Genomic DNA, 15453 nt, shown 5'->3' with positions numbered 1-15453 from the left:
GGACAAGGAGTATCCTGCTATGAACATCATGACCGAGAAAAAACTCGAAGACGCGGTGAATGCCGAGATGAACAGACCCAATGAAATCATCAAGATGCGCGGCGACCAGGTCACCGTGCACTATGGCGACAAGCAGGCGTTGTTCGGGGTCAATCTCGACGTCCGCCAGAACCAGGTGACGGCGCTGATCGGCCCTTCGGGCTGCGGCAAGTCGACCTTCCTGCGCTGCCTCAACCGCATGAACGACACCATCGACACAGCCCGTGTCGGCGGCAAGATCACGCTCGACAACGAAGACATCTACGATCCCAAGATCGACGTCGTCGAACTGCGCGCGCGTGTCGGCATGGTGTTCCAGAAGCCGAATCCGTTCCCCAAGTCGATCTACGAAAACGTCGCTTACGGCCCGCGCATCCATGGCCTTGCCAAGAACAAGGCCGAGCTCGACGTGATCGTCGAAAAAAGCCTGCAGAAGGCGGCCTTGTGGAACGAAGCCAAGGACCGTCTCAACGAGCCGGGCACCGGCCTGTCGGGCGGCCAGCAGCAGCGCCTGTGCATCGCCCGCGCCATTGCGGTCGCACCTGAAGTGATCCTGATGGACGAGCCGTGCTCGGCGCTCGATCCGATCGCCACCGCCAAGGTCGAGGAGCTGATCGACGAGTTGCGCGAGAACTACACGATCGTGATCGTGACCCACTCGATGCAGCAGGCGGCACGTGTGTCGCAGCGCACGGCGATGTTCCACCTCGGCTATCTCGTCGAGGAAGGCGCTACCGACAAGATGTTCACCAATCCCGACGACAAGCGGACGCAGGACTACATCACCGGCCGCTTCGGCTGAGTGGACGTTTTCGCCGCCGTATACGAGACGAGGAATAAATCATGGGCGAACATACAGTCCGGTCCTTCGACGAAGAACTCCAGCATGTCGACCAGCTCATCCGTGACATGGGCGATCTCGGCGGCTCGATGGTTGCCGGTGCCATCCGCGCACTGTTGTCGTCCGACCAGGCGCTGGCGCAAAGCGTTGTCGCCGACGACACGATCATGGACGCCAAGCAGCGCGAACTCGACAACAGCGCGATTACGCTGATCGCCAAGCGCCAGCCGATGGCCCAGGATCTGCGCGCCGTGGTCGGCGCCATCCGCATGGCGGGCGATCTCGAACGCATCGGCGATCTTGCCAAGAACATCGCCAAGCGTGTCGGCGCCGTCGGCCAGTCGCCGACGCCACGCAATCTTTCGCATTCGATCGATGCCATGGCACAGCTGGTGCTCGACCAGGTGCGGGGCGTCGTCGATCTTTATGTCGCGCGCCAGGCCGAGGGCCTGAAGAACCTGCGCGCCGACGACCAGAAGATCGACATCCAGTACAACGCCGTGTTCCGCGAGCTTTTGACCTACATGATGGAAGATCCGCGCAACATCACTGCCTGCACGCATCTGCTGTTCTGCGCCAAGAACCTGGAGCGCATTGGAGACCATGTCACCAATATCGCCGAGAACGCCTATTTCGTGGTCACCGGCACGCAGCTGCCGCTCCACCGGCCGAAGGTTGAAGAAACCACGTCGCCGGTTTCGGCCACCTGAACTCCAACATGAAGGACAGCCGATGATCGCCCCCAAGATCATGGTCGTCGAGGACGAAGAGCCGCTGGGCGTGCTGCTTCGCTACAACCTCGAGTCCGAAGGCTATCAGGTCGAAGTCGTCACGCGTGGCGACGAGGCCGAAATACGGCTCCAGGAAAACGTGCCGGACCTTCTGGTGCTCGACTGGATGGTGCCGGCCCTCTCCGGCATCGAACTATGCCGCAGGCTGAGGATGCGGCCCGACACCGAACGCCTGCCGATCATCATGCTGACGGCGCGTGGCGAAGAGAGCGACCGCGTGCGTGGGCTTTCGACCGGTGCCGACGACTATCTGGTCAAGCCGTTCTCGACGCCGGAGTTCATGGCGCGGGTCAAGGCTTTGCTGCGCCGGGCCAAGCCCGAAGTGCTGTCGTCGATCCTCAAGGTCGGCGACATCATGCTCGACCGCGAGTCGCACCGCGTCTACCGCAAGAAGAGCGAGATCAAGCTCGGGCCGACCGAATTTAGGCTGCTTGAGTTCATGATGCGGCATCCCGGCCGGGTGTTTTCGCGCAGCCAGTTGCTCGACAATGTCTGGGGCGAGACGATCTACATCGACGAACGCACAGTGGACGTGCATGTCGGGCGCCTGCGCAAGGCGGTCAACACCGGCCGCATGCCCGACGTGATCCGCACCATCCGCGGCGCCGGCTACGCCATCCGCGAGGATTAGGCGACATCCGCCCCGGCACTGCGCGGGGTCGTGCCGGCGGCGAAGATCTCCTGATCGACGTAAAGCAGCGCGCGCATCATGCAGCCCAGGCGGATGAGCGGGATTTCGTTCGGCTCGGTGTCGAAGGAAATCGCCTTCGAATGCAGCCCGCCCGCCGTCTTGGCGATGGCGGCGCGAACGTGTGGCTCCATCAGGTCGAAGGCGGCAGCGCCGACACCGACGAAGGCGAGCGGTGCCGGGTCGATCAGCGCGAACATCGAGCCCAGGCCGAAGCCGATGGCTTCGCCGGCCTTGCGGAACGCTTCGCGCTCGGGACCGTCATGGTCGCGGGCGGCGTCGGCGAGGGCGGTGATGTCCTCGTCGGAGAGATCGGCGAGCGGCTCGGCATTTTCATCGCCCAAACGGGCATTGCGCCAGATCGCATAGTTGCCGGCATAGGCCTCGACACAGCCGCGCCGGCCGCAGCGGCAGAGCGCGCCGTCGGGGCGGTGGATCATGTGGCCGAACTCGCCGCCGGATGAATGCGTGCCGGTGAACAATTCACCCTTCAGCACCAGTCCCATGCCAATGCCATGGGAAAGCAGGATGGCGATGAAGTCGTCGCGGTAGCGGACCGGGTCGCGCCAGCGCAAGGCCTCGGCGATCATGTTGCAGTCGTTTTCGACCGTCACCGGCACGCCGAACTCCTGTTCGAGCCGGTCGGCGAAGGGAATGTCGTCATGCGGGGTGATCGGCGACCATAGCAGCTTGCGCGAGCCGGAATCGGTGATGCCCTGGACGGCGAGCGCGATGCGCAGCACCGGGCCGTAGGTTGTTTCGATGCGATCCATCAGGCCCCGGATCATGGTGACGCATTCGTCGATCAATGCGTGCGCCGGCATCCGCTGGGTGACGAGACGGCGGCTGTCTTCGACGATGGTGTTGCCGGCATAATCGATGATGGCAGCCGACAGGCTGTTGAGGGACAGCACGACGGCGACGATCGACGCAGCCTTGGGGTCGACGGCGAGGGCGACCTGCGGCCGGCCGCGCTTCATTGCGGTCTGTTCATTGCCCTTGGCTTCGGCAAGGATGCCCTCGGCGATGAGATCGGAGGAAATCGTCGATATGGTGGAGTGGCTGAGGCCCGTTGTGGCGGCAATTTCGGTGCGCGAAGGCTGGCTGGCGCGACGAACTGCCGATATGACCATGGCGCGGTTGCGCCGCCTCAGATCGTCGTGACGTATGCCGACCGACATGTGCTTGTCTTCCTCCCGGCGAAGCGCTGCCTTCTTAAGCGGCAGTCCCTTACGCGCCTAGCCATTTTGGCAGAGCCGACACCAAAAGTCTTTATTTATTTCGAGCTCCGAAAAAATTAGGAAGGCCTTGCGAAACCATGTTGACAGCGGCTGGCCGTTGAGTCACTATTTTTTCGAGGCTCGAAAAAAAGAGCTTCTCCATGGGCTATCGCGAAGTAGGCGCGCCCGTTGGGCGCAGGGAGGAAATAATGAAAAAGTTTACCACCGCCATCCTGGCGGGTGTTGCCATGACGCTGTCGCTTTCGGCAGTGGCTTCGGCAAAGGATAAGGTCATCGGCGTGTCGTGGTCGAACTTCCAGGAAGAACGCTGGAAGACCGACGAAGCCGCCATGAAGGCCGCTATCGAGGCTGCTGGCGACAAGTACATCTCGGCTGACGCGCAGTCGTCGCCTGCCAAGCAGCTGACCGACGTCGAAAGCCTGATCTCGCAGGGCGCCAACGCCTTGATCATCCTGGCGCAGGACGCATCGGCCATCGGCCCGGCCGTCGACAAGGCTGTCGCCGAGGGCATTCCGGTCGTCGGCTATGACCGCCTGATCGAAAACAAGGACGCCTTCTACCTGACCTTCGACAACAAGGAAGTTGGCCGCATGCAGGCCAAGGGCGTGTTGGCCGCGAAGCCTGAGGGCAACTACGTCTTCATCAAGGGCAGCGGTGCCGATCCGAACGCCGATTTCCTGTTTGCCGGCCAGATGGAGGTGCTCAAGGCAGCCATCGACGGCGGCAAGATCAAGAATGTCGGCGAAGCCTACACCGACGGTTGGCTGCCCGCCAACGCGCAGAAGAACATGGAGCAGTTCCTGACCGCCAACGACAACAAGGTCGACGCGGTGGTGGCATCGAACGACGGCACCGCCGGTGGCGCGATCGCGGCACTCCAGGCGCAGGGCCTTGCCGGCTCGGTGCCGGTTTCGGGCCAGGACGGCGACCATGCCGCGCTGAACCGCATCGCGCTCGGCACCCAGACCGTCTCGGTGTGGAAGGACGCGCGCGAACTCGGCAAGAACGCGGCTGAAATCGCCTCGCAGCTCGCCGACGGCAAGAAGATGGAAGAGATCGCCAACGTCACCAAGTTCAAGACGCCGGGCGGCCTGGAGCTGAACTCGGTCTTCCTGACCCCGGTTCCGATCACCAAGGACAACCTCAACCTCGTCATCGACGCCGGCTGGGTTGGCAAGGACGTGGTCTGCCAGGGCGTCGCTGCCGGTTCGGTCGCTGCCTGCAACTAAGACCGGATCGATCCGATCGCAGAACGCCGCGGCTCGTCCGCGGCGTTTTTCAAAAGCGCCCGCTTCATGACCAGGCGGATTGCCCCTATCATGCGCATACCGGCTGCCGCGGAGACGGCCACCCGGTTGGGAGGTAACAATGGCAGAAACGACTTCCAACGCGCCGGCCGACCGAGCGCGAACGACCGAGCTCAGTCTCGGCGGACGCTTCCTCCGTGATACGGAGATCGACACACGCATGCTTGGCATGGTCGGCGCACTGCTGCTGATCTGGGTCGGACTGCAGGTGATTTCGAGCCTGCGCCTCGGCGTCAATCCGTTCGATTTCGACAGTCGCACCTTCCTGACCTTCCGCAACCTTTGGAACCTGTCGGTGCAGGCTTCCGCCGTGGCCATCATGGCCACCGGCATGGTTCTGGTCATCGTCATGCGCAACATCGATCTCTCGGTCGGCTCGGCCGAAGGCCTGATCGGCATGGTGATGGGCTTCGCCCAGGTGCATTTCCTGGTCAAGGCGGTCGGACTCGAACTCGGCAATCCATGGATCTGGGCGCTGGCGCTCGTCATCGGCATCGCGCTCGGCCTGGTGATCGGCGCGCTGCAAGGCTTCATCATTGCCTATATGGAGGTCCCTGCCTTCATCGTGACTTTGGGCGGACTGCTGATCTGGCGCGGCGCGGCCTGGTGGGTCACATCAGGCCAGACGATCGCGCCGCTCGACGCGAACTTCCAGCTCATGGGCGGTGGTCCGCAGGGATCCATCGGGGCGACGTGGAGCTGGATCGTCGGTCTTGTCGCGTGCCTTGCGGTTGTCCTCATGCTGCTGAATGGCCGCCGGCAACGCAAGCGCTTCAAGTTCCCGCTGCGGCCGCTCTGGGCCGAGGCATTTCTCGGCATCATCACCTGCGGTGTGATCCTTGGCGCGGTGTGGATTGCCAATTCTTATCCCTGGCCGATCGGCATCGTGCGTAAATACGCTGAGACCAATGGCATCACCGTTCCCGAAGGCGGGCTGTTCATCGCCCATGGCATTGCCATTCCCGTCCTCATCGCGGTGGCCGTGGGCATCATCATGACCTTCGTCACCAACCGCACCCGTTTCGGCCGCTATGTCTTCGCCATCGGCGGCAATCCCGAGGCAGCCAATCTCGCAGGCATCAACACGCGCTGGATCACCATGAAGGTATTCATGATCGTGGGCGCCCTGGCCGCGATCAGCGCCGCTATCTCCTCTGCCCGCCTGAACTCAGCCACCAATTCGCTCGGCACGCTCGACGAGCTGCTCGTCATCGCAGCAGCTGTCATTGGCGGCACGTCGCTGGCCGGCGGTTCCGGCACGGTGGCAGGTGCGATGCTCGGCGCGCTTTTGATGCAGTCGCTGCAGTCGGGCATGGTGCTGCTCGGCCTCGACACGCCACTGCAGAACATCGTCGTTGGCATGGTGCTGGTCGTGGCCGTCTGGCTCGACACGCTCTACCGCAAGCGCGTCTAACGAAATCGGGAGCCAAGATCATGGAACAGACCCGTATCCCGCTCGTCGACCTGAAGAACATCTCGATTGCCTTCGGCGGCATCCGCGCCGTCGACGATGCTTCGGTCGATCTCTATCCCGGCGAAGTCATGGCCCTGCTGGGCCACAATGGTGCTGGCAAGTCGACGCTGATCAAGATCCTGTCGGGCGCCTACAAGCGCGACAGCGGCACCATCTTCGTCAATGGCAGCGAGGCCCAGATCGCCAATCCGCGCGACGCCAAGAAATATGGCATCGAGACGATCTACCAGACGCTGGCGCTGGCCGATAACGTCGATGCCGCCGCGAACCTTTTCCTCGGCCGTGAAATCATGACCGCCTATGGCACGTTGGACGACGTCGCCATGGAAGCCGAGGCGCGCAAGGTGATGGGCCGGCTCAATCCGCGCTTCCAGCGCTTCAAGGAGCCGGTGAGCAAGCTGTCGGGTGGCCAAAGGCAGTCGGTGGCGATCGCGCGCGCCATCCTGTTCAACGCCCGCATCCTGATCATGGACGAGCCGACAGCGGCACTTGGGCCGCAAGAGACTGCGCAGGTCGGTGAACTGGTCAAGCAGCTCAAGGCCGATGGCATCGGCATCTTCCTGATCAGCCATGACATCCATGACGTCTTCGATCTCGCCGACCGCGTCTGCGTGATGAAGAACGGCCAGGTGGTGGGCACGGCGCGCACCCAGGACGTGACCAAGGACGAGGTGCTCGGCATGATCATTCTTGGCAAATGCCCGCCCGGAGCCATCCCAGGACCTGGAGCGATGCAGATCGCCGCCTGAAGGGCGTATGTATCGATCTGGCCAAGCCGGCTGGTGAACCATTGAACCATGATCGCGAAAAGCTGTTCCCACTTTTCGCGATCATGCTTTAATGAACGAGCGGAGATGCGGGCCAGCCAGAATTGAGAAAATACTTCCCCAGTCTGATTTTTGTTGCCGTCACGCTGGTCAGCCTGACGATGGCGGCGCTCGTCTATCTGGCGACGGTCGAGGCAGCCCGCATCAAATTCCAGTCGGTGGCCGATGATGCGCTCAACCGCATCGAGGGCAGGGTGGAGTTCGATCTCGCCCTGCTGCACGCGACGCAGGCAATGTTTGCGGCCCAGAAGGGCGACATCTCGCGTGACCAGTTTCGCGCCTTCTTCGATTCGCTCGATGTCGCCAAGAACTTTGCCGGTTTGCGCGGCATCGGTTTCCTGCGATTCATCGAAACCGGCCAGGAAGACGTAATCACGCGTGAGTTGAAGGGCGGCTACGGCATCGACCGTAAGCCATTCCCGGACACCAACCTGCAATGGCGTACGCCAATCGTGCTGTTTGAGCCTATGAGCAAGGACAGTCTCGATGCCATGGGCTTCGACATGGCGACCGACCCGTTGCGGAAAACAGCTATCGAGGCGGCGATGGCAGGGCAGGGTGAATCCAGGGCAACCGGGCGCGTGCTGCTCGGCCAAGGCAACGACAATGAGGCACGTCAGCCGGGTATCCTGGTGTTTTCGCGTGTCGACAGGCCGGATGACGGGGGTTCGGAACCTGCCGGTTTCCTTTATGTCGCGTTCCGCACGGCCGAGCTGTTCCAGGCGGCACTCGGCAAGGCGCCGTTGCTGCCGGTGTCGGTGGAAGTGTTTGACGGGACGAGAGGCGAAGACACATTGCTGTTTCGTTCGGAGGCGCCGCCCGACTCCAGCTATGGCGACACTTTCTCGGTGACGCGCGAGACCAATGTCGCAGGCCGCAAGTGGACGATCAATTTTCGACCGAGCACCGCTTTTGTACCGCCATCGCCACGCACGGCACCGTTGATGCTGGGCCTGTTCGGGCTTGTGCTTGCTGGCTCGATCGCACTGGTTGCCCGCTACCAGCAGCGCGCCTATGAGGCGGCGAGCCTGCTGCACGAGACGACCGAGAAGAGCCTTCTCGAAAAGGACCTGATGCTTCAGGAGATGAAGCACCGCATCAAGAACTCGATCGCGCGCGTGCTGGCGATGGCGCGGCAGACAGCTGCCGGCTCCAAGGACGTCGATGAATTCTCGGCGTCGTTTTCGGCGCGGCTGCAGGCGATGGCCGCCTCCCAGGACATGCTGACGCGCTCGCGCTGGCAAAAGGCCGATCTCAGCGAGTTGCTGCGCATCGAACTCGGCCAGGTGTTCGGAAAGGAGCTGCCTGAGGGTATGACGACTGGTCCCGTTGTCGAACTCGACGAGACCACGACGCAGGCGCTCGGCTTGACCTTCCATGAACTGGCGACCAATGCGCTGAAATATGGCGATGCCGACAACTCTGTCGGCGGGCTGAAGGTGGATTGGCACCTGGATGGTCGGGGCAAAGGGCGGCGGTTGGTGCTCAACTGGGTGGAGCGCAACGGCAAGGGCGTTTCAAAGCCGGAGAAGACCGGCTTTGGCACCAAGCTGATCGACATGAACATTACCCGCGAACTGGATGGCCGGATCATGCGGCACTATGCGGATGACGGGCTCAGGGTCGAGATCGACATACCCTATCGCGGCTGAGGTTCTTCTTGTTGCCGGACAAACAAAACCCGGCGCCGACAGTGTCGACGCCGGGTTTCCAATTCGTCGCGTTTAACGGCAGCGCGCGGTGTAGATCTGGCCGCGGCTGTTGCGATATTCGCAGTAGCCGTTGCGCAGGTTGCGCACCAGCAGGCCGGATGCAGCGCCGACGGCACCGCCGATCAACGCACCCCTGCCGCCGCCGATCAGCCCGCCAGCCACTGCACCGACGCCGGTGCCGACAGCGAGATCGCGCTCGGTGGTCGTGCAGCCCGAAATTGCAACGACGGCCACAAGGGCAATGATAATTTTCTTCATGCGGTCAGTCCTCTCACTTTAACATCGTCCCTTTCAACACTTAGCGCATCAGCCCAAGAAGCGGAATCCGTTTTTCGGGCTGGCACATCAATTCAACGGCTTAGCGTATCCGCCATATGTCGATGCGGCACGCAGACAGGATACGGCGGCCCGCTAGTGAACATAAGCCGGCTTGGCATGGCTTCCCGAAGCAACCACCACGTTGGAAACAGAAAGTGTTGCGTCGAGTGTGCCATTGGGCAGGACGTTCCAAGTCAATTGATCGTAGTCGTCCTCAAGAGCGGGGTCGACCTCCAGACATTTGGCGAAGATACGCGGATACTGTGGCGTGAGGGCACGCAAGGCATTGGGCATTTCGGTCTGGCAGTCCTCAAAGACTTCAAAAACAGCCGTGGGCGGACGAACCTCACGGCAACCTGACAAATCCTGCGAGCAGGAAACGACCAACAAGAGTGCTGCGATGTGTTCCATGGCAAACCACCTCGGCCAAGAAACGGCGATGCGTGGCTAAAAGTTCCGTGGCGTCGGCGACTCATTCTTTTGAACGTGCTGGCGCTTGAACCTTTGGGGCATGACGGAGCCGGCAGGCTTCCGGCACCTACTCCATCTCGAAATTGGCCTTGGGCATGACGAGCCGATATTCCAGCGTATCGGTGCCGATATCGAGTTCCGCGGAGCCGTTGAGCGCAGTCGGCACCACGCGCTCCAGTGCTACGCTGCCAAAACGCTTCTTGCGCATCGCGCTGTCGGCCACTGGGCCTATCGCCTCGGACCAGTGCACCGTCATATGTTCTTCGCCGTCGGGTCCAGCCGTCGTTCTGGCGGCGTTGACCTCGACATAGCCGTCGGCGCGGGAAAGCGCGCCATAGCTCACCGAATTGACTGCCAGCTCATGGACGGCAAGGCCGATATGCAGGGCGGCGTTGGGGTTGAGGTAGGGATCGTCGCCGGAAAAGCGCACTGTGTGTTTCGTGTCGATGCTGTAGCGGCCGACCTGGCCGACGACCAGTTCGCGGAAGCCTGCGCCACGCCAGTTGGAGGAGGTTACGAGGTCCTGCGACGAGGCGATGGACTGGAGCCGGCCGCGGAACCGTTCGAGGAAGCCGTCGATGGAGCTGGAATAATGCCCGGTCTGGCTGGCGATGCTCTGGATGATGGCCAGCAGGTTCTTGGAGCGATGGCTGACCTCGCGCAAAAGCGCCTTCAGCGTCTGCTCGCGCCGCTTCTGCTCGGTAGTCTCAATGACGGTCACCACCACGCCCTGGACCTGGCCGCGATCCGAGACGTCGGCATCGATGCAGACCTCGAACCAGCGCATGCCGGCGGCGTTGTCGGCAACGCTGATCTCAAGTCCGTCGGAATTGCCGGTTGCGATGACGTTCTTCTTGGCTGCGACGAGGCGCTCGGCTTGCTGCTGCGGCAGAAAATTGCTGTCGCCGGCCTGGTCCTCCAGCACGTCAGCCCAAGGTGGCTGCAGATTATGCGACCACATCGTGCGCAGCTTGCGGTCCTGGTAGAGCACGGCGATGCCGGCATTGCGGGAAGCATGCAAGAGTGCCGCGTCAACCCGTGAACTCTGTCCCGTTGGGGAGGTGGTGGGGTTGGCCATGCGACGAGAGCCTGCCTTTGCTCTGCTTAGCGAATTCTTCGGTAGCTGCCGAAGGTGCCGGGCTGCACCGAAATGGGACCGCCGGGTAACTCTCAGAATAGGAGCGCTACCCGGCGGCGCTGGAGTCCGACTGAGGGGGCCGGCTTCCAGTCTCGAGTTCGTTCTTCATTTTGCCGGCGCGATCATGCGCGCCTGAAAAGGCCAGCGATCAACGAAATGACCAGGAACGCCAGGAAGATGAAGAACAAGATCTGCGCGATGCCAGCGGATGTGCCAGCGATGCCACCGAAGCCGAGGGCGCCGGCGATGATCGCGACGACGAGGAATACGAGCGCCCAATAAAGCATGGTCTATCTCCTTCAAATGACGAATGAAAAACGTACCGCCCCAAGGTTGGTTCCCTGAGGCGATGCTAAAAAGGCCTATGCCGCAGCTTTCGCCTGCCTGTCAAAGAACAAAGCCTGACTTATCAGCGCCTTGACCATTTCGGGATTGAACGGTTTGGTGACCAGGAACGCCGGCTCCGGGCGTTCGCCGGTCAAAAGGCGCTCGGGGAAGGCGGTGATGAAGATCACCGGCAGCGGGGCAGAAGACAGCATCTCGTTGACGGCTTCGATGCCGGAGCTGCCGTCGGCGAGCTGGATATCGGCCAGGATCATCTTGGGCCGCGTCTTCTTGAACAGGGCTGTCGCCTCGGCATGGGTGCGTGCCGTGCCGACGACGCGATGGCCGAGGCTTTCCACCATTTCTTCGATATCCATGGCGATCAGCGGCTCGTCCTCGATGATCAGGATATCGGTTGCCACCTGGCGCGATATGTCGCCGCTCGCTTCCTGCAGCAGCTGGGCAAATTCCTCCTGGTCGGCATCGAGCACCTCAGCGGCTTCAACGTCATTGAACCCTTCGACGGCGACCAACAGGAAGGCTTGGCGCGGGCGTGGAGAAAGTGCTGCGAGATTGGCTGCGGCGCGCTTTTCCCAGGCCAGTGACGAGGATTCCTGCGGTACTCGAAACGAAACCGAAGTGAACAGGCGGGCAAATACCTTGTAAAGAGCGATGCGGTCGTTGGATGCGGACGGGAATACATCGATGTCGTCGATGAGCGCTTCGAGCATCGCGGCCACCAGCGCATCGCCGCTTTCCTGAGAACCCGACACCGCGCGCGAGAAACGGCGGAGATAGGGCAGGTGCGGGGCGATTCTCGTGGATAGAGTCATAGTCGACGTCTCCCTCATGTGACGTTGTCAAATCTGCTTTGAAGCGAGCACTCAACGCATTGTCTGTGCAAAAGTTCCTCTTTTGTGGAACCTATCCACATTTGGGGAGTTTGATGCAAAATTCGGAAAACCCGACAAGGTTGTTGCGCGCCGTCATTTCGGGAGCGGGGACCTCTGGCAGTGCACAAGGGCAAAGCAAGCATATGACTAAGCAGACAAGTGGTGCAGGCAACGCCGCGCCGAATCGCCGCCGCGACGGCGAGCCTCTTGGAGCAAACTCCGAAATCGGCCGAAAATTGAAACAATACTACGATGAACTGGTGTCCGACGAGGTGCCGGATCGTTTCGCCCAGTTGCTTAGCCAACTGGAAGAAGTCGAACCCGCGCAGCAGAAGGACTGACCACGCATGGCAGCTTCCCTCGGTTTCAAGGGCGACTTGCTCGCGGCGATCCCTGGCCTGCGCGCTTTCGCCATGTCGCTTTCGCAAAATGCCGATAGAGCCGACGACCTGGTCCAGGAAACGCTGGTCAAGGCGTGGGACAAACAGACGAGCTTTCAGCCAGGCACCAATTTGAAGGCCTGGCTGTTCACCATCCTGCGCAACGAATTCTATTCGCAGATGCGCAAGCGCGGACGCGAGGTGCAAGACAGCGACGGCCTTTTGACCGCGCGTCTGGCCGTGCATCCGAGCCAGCCCGGCAGGCTTGATCTCGACGATTTCCGCAAGGCGCTCGAGCAGCTCCCCGAAGACCAGCGCGAGGCGATCGTCCTGATCGGCGCATCGGGCTTTTCTTATGAAGAGGCCGCGGAAATCTGCGGCTGCGCGGTGGGCACCATCAAGAGCCGCGTGAGCCGCGCCCGCAACAGGCTGCAAGAGATACTCGATATCTCGGGCGAGGCCGATTATGGCCCCGACGCGATCGCAGCCCAGGTCATGGGATCAACGGTCGGCTGAGCGGGTCTTCCTGACGCTTTCGGCAACGGCCTCGACGAGGTCGTCTCCCGCATAGGGCTTGCTGACCAAGGTAACTTCGGGGAAGCCGGTGAAGATTTCGTCCAGCTGGTCGTAGCCCGAGGCGAAGATGAACGGCACGCCTGCGGCTTCAAGGCCGCGTGCGAAGTCGAGCGTCGGCTCGCCATTCAGCATGATATCGATGATGGCCGCATCATAAGGCAACGAGGCTTCTTGTGCCTCGCGGAGATTGCTGGCGATGACGACGTCCCCGGCGCCATGGTCCTTGCAAAGCTGCTCGACATCGAGCGCGATCAAAGCTTCGTCTTCAAGCACAAGGATACGCAATCCTGAAAGCGGGGTTGGCACGTCGAGGGGCACTCCATGGAATCGAAGCTGAACATGGCGGTAGTCGCGTCCGCTGTCATTTAAAAAAGACATGCCCGGCAGGGAAGCGGTTCTCGATCCCGGTGGGGCGAGGAACTTTCGCCGGCCTGACGGCGTTGCCGATCACATTCCTTGGAGAGTTGCATGGCTGGGCAGAGCATTTCGACGGAGATGGCGCGGCAGGTTTCGTGCGAAAATTGCCCGCTGCGGTCGTTGCCGACCTTCAGGGCCTTCGACATTGAAGAACTGGCTTTTGTCAGCAGCTTCAAGCGGGGAGAACTGTCCGTCGACAAGGGAGCGACATTGCTTTCGGAGGGCAGCAACAGCGCACATCTGTATACCGTGCTTGGCGGATGGGGCTTTCGCTACAAGCTGCTCGAGGACGGCCGCCGCCAGATCCTGAACTACGTGCTGCCGGGCGACATGATCGGATTGCAGGGCAGCCTGATGGGCGAGATGCAGCACTCGGTAGAGGCGTTGTCGCCGATGCTTTTGTGCATGTTCGAGCGCGACAGGCTGATGGAACTGTATCGCGGTTATCCGGGTCTCGGCTACGACATCACATGGATTGCGGCGCGCGAAGAGCGGATGCTCGACGAGAATTTGTTGAGCGTCGGGCGCCGTTCAGCGCTTGAACGCGCAGCCTATCTGCTGGCTTTCATTGCCAGCAGGGCGCGCAAGGTCGGTATGGATGGTACCGGCAAGGTGGAGATTCCGATCACCCAGCAGCATCTCGCCGACACGCTCGGGCTTTCGCTTGTCCACACCAACAAGACGATCAGGAAACTGATGGACCGCAAGCTCGTGCAGTGGCGCGATGGCGGCTGCAAGGTGCTCGACATCGAAGGGCTGATGTCGCTCGCCGACTGGAGCGGCCTCGACGAAAGCGTGCGTCCCCTGCTGTGAGGCCCTAGCGGTTGTATTGCCGATCAAGATCGTCGACGCCCCAGTTCACGCCCGGCAGCACGTTGCGGATGATAGCGTAGCCGATCAGCAGGGCCGGAATGGCGATGAAGCCGCCGATTGCCCCCCACAGCCAAATCCAGAAGGCGAGCGCCAGCAGGACGACGAAGGGGTTGAGCGTCATCGTCTTGCCGATGACGTAGGGGGTGACGAACTGGCCTTCGACCGTGTTTACACCGAGATACAGGATGACGGGCAGCAGGCTCGTGCCGAGCGTGTCGAACTCGGTCAGGCCGACGGCGAACAGGATCGCCACCATCAGCAACGGGCCGACGAAGGGCACGAAATTGCTGACGATCGCCAGCGCACCCCAAAGCGGTGCCGAAGGCACGCCGAGAAGGTAAAGGCCGATGCCGACGGTCAGGCCTTCGGCGAAGTTGATGGCGGTGATCGACAGCAGATATTGCGAGACGAGCTGTTCGACGTCGCGGAAGATATGGGCGACGCGCCAGCGCAGGCGACGGTTGAAGCAGACCCGCAAAATGGCGGTTCGCGTTTGGTAGCGTGTCGCGACGAAGAAATAGAGGCTGGCGAAGAACAGCAGCACCTGGGCGATGACGGCGGGAGCCAGCGTCGCTATCGTCTCGACGCCCGTGCCCTCGTCGATCGATACTGCAACGCCTTCACCGCCGGTCACCTGGCGCAGCTGGTCGCGCATGCTTTTGAATGTGTCGAGCGGACCCTTGAGGTCGGATAGCTGGGTGGCAAGTTGTGCCCATATCTGGGGTAGGCGCTGTAGCCAGAAGCTGAGCGGCGAGCTGATCAGAAGCGCGAAGACGCAGACCGAGACGATGAAGAGCAAAACAACGATGGCCGCCGAGAGCGCTGGCGGCACCTTGAAACGCTCAAGCCGTGAGGCAAGCGGGCCGAGCATCAGGCCGACAACGATGCCAAGGCCGATCGGCGTGAGGATGAATTCGCCGGCATGGAGGGCGAAGACGGTGACGATGATGCCGACAAAAATCATCGATACTTGTGCGCCGCGCACGAGCAGAAGCTCGAAGTTGGATTTTGGCGGCAGGCGCACTGTTGGCGCCTTTTTCACAGTGCGGTTGGGCATCGATAATTTTTCCAGCTGATTGAGGCTGGCAAAACGTCCGGCGGTCGGCGATGGTTCCTCCGACGACGGAACCGACAGGCAGATGA

Annotated in this window: 18 protein-coding genes; 10 read left to right on the top strand and 8 right to left on the bottom strand. The window is 61.6% G+C overall.

The genetic code is table 11. The features are described from left to right. Positions 1–19: 19 nt before the first annotated feature. The 3 genes from pstB to phoB are packed head-to-tail and all read left to right on the top strand — an operon-like array spanning position 20 to position 2302. On the top strand, positions 20–841 hold the full coding sequence (gene pstB, locus AC1RTB_RS15940) for a phosphate ABC transporter ATP-binding protein PstB (RefSeq protein WP_492879845.1): 822 nt from the start codon (positions 20–22) through the stop codon (positions 839–841). Positions 842–882: 41 nt separating this feature from the next. Continuing rightward, complete coding sequence (gene phoU, locus AC1RTB_RS15935) at positions 883–1590, top strand: phosphate signaling complex protein PhoU (protein WP_476783090.1); 708 nt, start codon at positions 883–885, stop codon at positions 1588–1590. A gap of 22 nt (positions 1591–1612) precedes the next feature. Beyond that, positions 1613–2302, top strand: a complete 690-nt coding sequence (phoB, locus tag AC1RTB_RS15930) for a phosphate regulon transcriptional regulator PhoB (protein ID WP_476783089.1) — start codon at positions 1613–1615, stop codon at positions 2300–2302. Here the strand turns inward: phoB and AC1RTB_RS15925 are convergent. Further along, the gene (locus tag AC1RTB_RS15925) at positions 2299–3540 is read right to left on the bottom strand and encodes an ROK family protein (RefSeq protein WP_492879846.1); all 1242 of its coding nucleotides are present in this window, start codon (positions 3538–3540) and stop codon (positions 2299–2301) included. The two genes, phoB and AC1RTB_RS15925, sit on opposite strands and share 4 nt — an antisense overlap. Positions 3541–3788: 248 nt before the next feature. Between AC1RTB_RS15925 and xylF the strand changes: the two genes are divergently transcribed. The 4 genes from xylF to AC1RTB_RS15905 all read left to right on the top strand — a co-directional run bounded on the left by xylF (position 3789) and on the right by AC1RTB_RS15905 (position 8860). Beyond that, the gene (xylF, locus tag AC1RTB_RS15920) at positions 3789–4829 is read left to right on the top strand and encodes a D-xylose ABC transporter substrate-binding protein (protein WP_492879847.1); all 1041 of its coding nucleotides are present in this window, start codon (positions 3789–3791) and stop codon (positions 4827–4829) included. Between the two features lie 139 nt (positions 4830–4968). Beyond that, a complete protein-coding gene (locus AC1RTB_RS15915; RefSeq protein ID WP_492879848.1) occupies positions 4969–6321 on the top strand; it encodes a sugar ABC transporter permease in 1353 nt (450 codons plus the stop codon). 20 nt (positions 6322–6341) lie between these two features. Next, positions 6342–7130, top strand: a complete 789-nt coding sequence (locus AC1RTB_RS15910; protein ID WP_492879849.1) for an ATP-binding cassette domain-containing protein — start codon at positions 6342–6344, stop codon at positions 7128–7130. 122 nt (positions 7131–7252) lie between these two features. Then, a complete protein-coding gene (locus AC1RTB_RS15905) occupies positions 7253–8860 on the top strand; it encodes a CHASE domain-containing protein (protein ID WP_492879850.1) in 1608 nt (535 codons plus the stop codon). Positions 8861–8932: 72 nt separating this feature from the next. On the opposite strand, the gene AC1RTB_RS15900 is transcribed toward AC1RTB_RS15905, so the two are convergent. The 5 genes from AC1RTB_RS15900 to AC1RTB_RS15880 all read right to left on the bottom strand — a co-directional run bounded on the left by AC1RTB_RS15900 (position 8933) and on the right by AC1RTB_RS15880 (position 12004). Next, positions 8933–9178 carry a YMGG-like glycine zipper-containing protein gene (locus AC1RTB_RS15900; protein WP_492879851.1) on the bottom strand — a complete coding sequence of 82 codons (246 nt, stop codon included), beginning with the start codon at positions 9176–9178 and terminating at the stop codon, positions 8933–8935. Positions 9179–9331: 153 nt separating this feature from the next. Beyond that, positions 9332–9649, bottom strand: coding sequence for a hypothetical protein (locus AC1RTB_RS15895; RefSeq protein ID WP_492879852.1), 318 nt, complete (start codon positions 9647–9649; stop codon positions 9332–9334). Between the two features lie 127 nt (positions 9650–9776). Beyond that, positions 9777–10787: a sensor histidine kinase gene (locus AC1RTB_RS15890; protein ID WP_492879853.1), complete on the bottom strand. Its 1011-nt coding sequence runs from the start codon at positions 10785–10787 to the stop codon at positions 9777–9779. A gap of 182 nt (positions 10788–10969) precedes the next feature. Next, positions 10970–11134 carry a DUF1328 domain-containing protein gene (locus AC1RTB_RS15885; protein ID WP_018429836.1) on the bottom strand — a complete coding sequence of 55 codons (165 nt, stop codon included), beginning with the start codon at positions 11132–11134 and terminating at the stop codon, positions 10970–10972. Between the two features lie 75 nt (positions 11135–11209). Continuing rightward, complete coding sequence (locus AC1RTB_RS15880) at positions 11210–12004, bottom strand: response regulator (RefSeq protein ID WP_492879854.1); 795 nt, start codon at positions 12002–12004, stop codon at positions 11210–11212. A 203-nt stretch (positions 12005–12207) separates the two neighbouring features. Between AC1RTB_RS15880 and AC1RTB_RS15875 the strand changes: the two genes are divergently transcribed. Together AC1RTB_RS15875 and AC1RTB_RS15870 are read left to right on the top strand one after the other, a co-directional pair. Next, positions 12208–12405: a NepR family anti-sigma factor gene (locus AC1RTB_RS15875; RefSeq protein WP_492879949.1), complete on the top strand. Its 198-nt coding sequence runs from the start codon at positions 12208–12210 to the stop codon at positions 12403–12405. Between the two features lie 6 nt (positions 12406–12411). Continuing rightward, a complete protein-coding gene (locus AC1RTB_RS15870) occupies positions 12412–12960 on the top strand; it encodes a sigma-70 family RNA polymerase sigma factor (RefSeq protein WP_476799433.1) in 549 nt (182 codons plus the stop codon). Here AC1RTB_RS15870 and AC1RTB_RS15865 read toward each other — a convergent pair. Next, the gene (locus tag AC1RTB_RS15865) at positions 12946–13326 is read right to left on the bottom strand and encodes a response regulator (protein ID WP_492879855.1); all 381 of its coding nucleotides are present in this window, start codon (positions 13324–13326) and stop codon (positions 12946–12948) included. The two genes, AC1RTB_RS15870 and AC1RTB_RS15865, sit on opposite strands and share 15 nt — an antisense overlap. A gap of 162 nt (positions 13327–13488) precedes the next feature. On the opposite strand from AC1RTB_RS15865, the gene AC1RTB_RS15860 reads away from it, so the two are divergent. Next, positions 13489–14250: a Crp/Fnr family transcriptional regulator gene (locus AC1RTB_RS15860; protein ID WP_492879856.1), complete on the top strand. Its 762-nt coding sequence runs from the start codon at positions 13489–13491 to the stop codon at positions 14248–14250. A 4-nt stretch (positions 14251–14254) separates the two neighbouring features. Here AC1RTB_RS15860 and AC1RTB_RS15855 read toward each other — a convergent pair whose 3' ends face one another. Continuing rightward, complete coding sequence (locus tag AC1RTB_RS15855; protein WP_492879857.1) at positions 14255–15367, bottom strand: AI-2E family transporter; 1113 nt, start codon at positions 15365–15367, stop codon at positions 14255–14257. Positions 15368–15453: the final 86 nt, after the last annotated feature.

Source organism: Aminobacter sp. GW821-FHT11F06 (genome assembly GCF_058808215.1).
The sequence above is the reverse complement of the archived record's forward strand: the minus strand, read 5'-3'. Positions and strand labels throughout refer to the sequence as shown.

Coding starts and splice junctions, on each gene's coding strand:
- pstB (WP_492879845.1), top strand. CDS start 20: ATGAACATCATGACCGAGAAAAAACTCGAAGACGCGGTGAATGCCGAG.
- phoU (WP_476783090.1), top strand. CDS start 883: ATGGGCGAACATACAGTCCGGTCCTTCGACGAAGAACTCCAGCATGTC.
- phoB (WP_476783089.1), top strand. CDS start 1,613: ATGATCGCCCCCAAGATCATGGTCGTCGAGGACGAAGAGCCGCTGGGC.
- AC1RTB_RS15925 (WP_492879846.1), bottom strand. CDS start 3,540: ATGTCGGTCGGCATACGTCACGACGATCTGAGGCGGCGCAACCGCGCC.
- xylF (WP_492879847.1), top strand. CDS start 3,789: ATGAAAAAGTTTACCACCGCCATCCTGGCGGGTGTTGCCATGACGCTG.
- AC1RTB_RS15915 (WP_492879848.1), top strand. CDS start 4,969: ATGGCAGAAACGACTTCCAACGCGCCGGCCGACCGAGCGCGAACGACC.
- AC1RTB_RS15910 (WP_492879849.1), top strand. CDS start 6,342: ATGGAACAGACCCGTATCCCGCTCGTCGACCTGAAGAACATCTCGATT.
- AC1RTB_RS15900 (WP_492879851.1), bottom strand. CDS start 9,178: ATGAAGAAAATTATCATTGCCCTTGTGGCCGTCGTTGCAATTTCGGGC.
- AC1RTB_RS15895 (WP_492879852.1), bottom strand. CDS start 9,649: ATGGAACACATCGCAGCACTCTTGTTGGTCGTTTCCTGCTCGCAGGAT.
- AC1RTB_RS15890 (WP_492879853.1), bottom strand. CDS start 10,787: ATGGCCAACCCCACCACCTCCCCAACGGGACAGAGTTCACGGGTTGAC.
- AC1RTB_RS15885 (WP_018429836.1), bottom strand. CDS start 11,134: ATGCTTTATTGGGCGCTCGTATTCCTCGTCGTCGCGATCATCGCCGGC.
- AC1RTB_RS15880 (WP_492879854.1), bottom strand. CDS start 12,004: ATGACTCTATCCACGAGAATCGCCCCGCACCTGCCCTATCTCCGCCGT.
- AC1RTB_RS15875 (WP_492879949.1), top strand. CDS start 12,208: ATGACTAAGCAGACAAGTGGTGCAGGCAACGCCGCGCCGAATCGCCGC.
- AC1RTB_RS15870 (WP_476799433.1), top strand. CDS start 12,412: ATGGCAGCTTCCCTCGGTTTCAAGGGCGACTTGCTCGCGGCGATCCCT.
- AC1RTB_RS15860 (WP_492879856.1), top strand. CDS start 13,489: ATGGCTGGGCAGAGCATTTCGACGGAGATGGCGCGGCAGGTTTCGTGC.
- AC1RTB_RS15855 (WP_492879857.1), bottom strand. CDS start 15,367: ATGCCCAACCGCACTGTGAAAAAGGCGCCAACAGTGCGCCTGCCGCCA.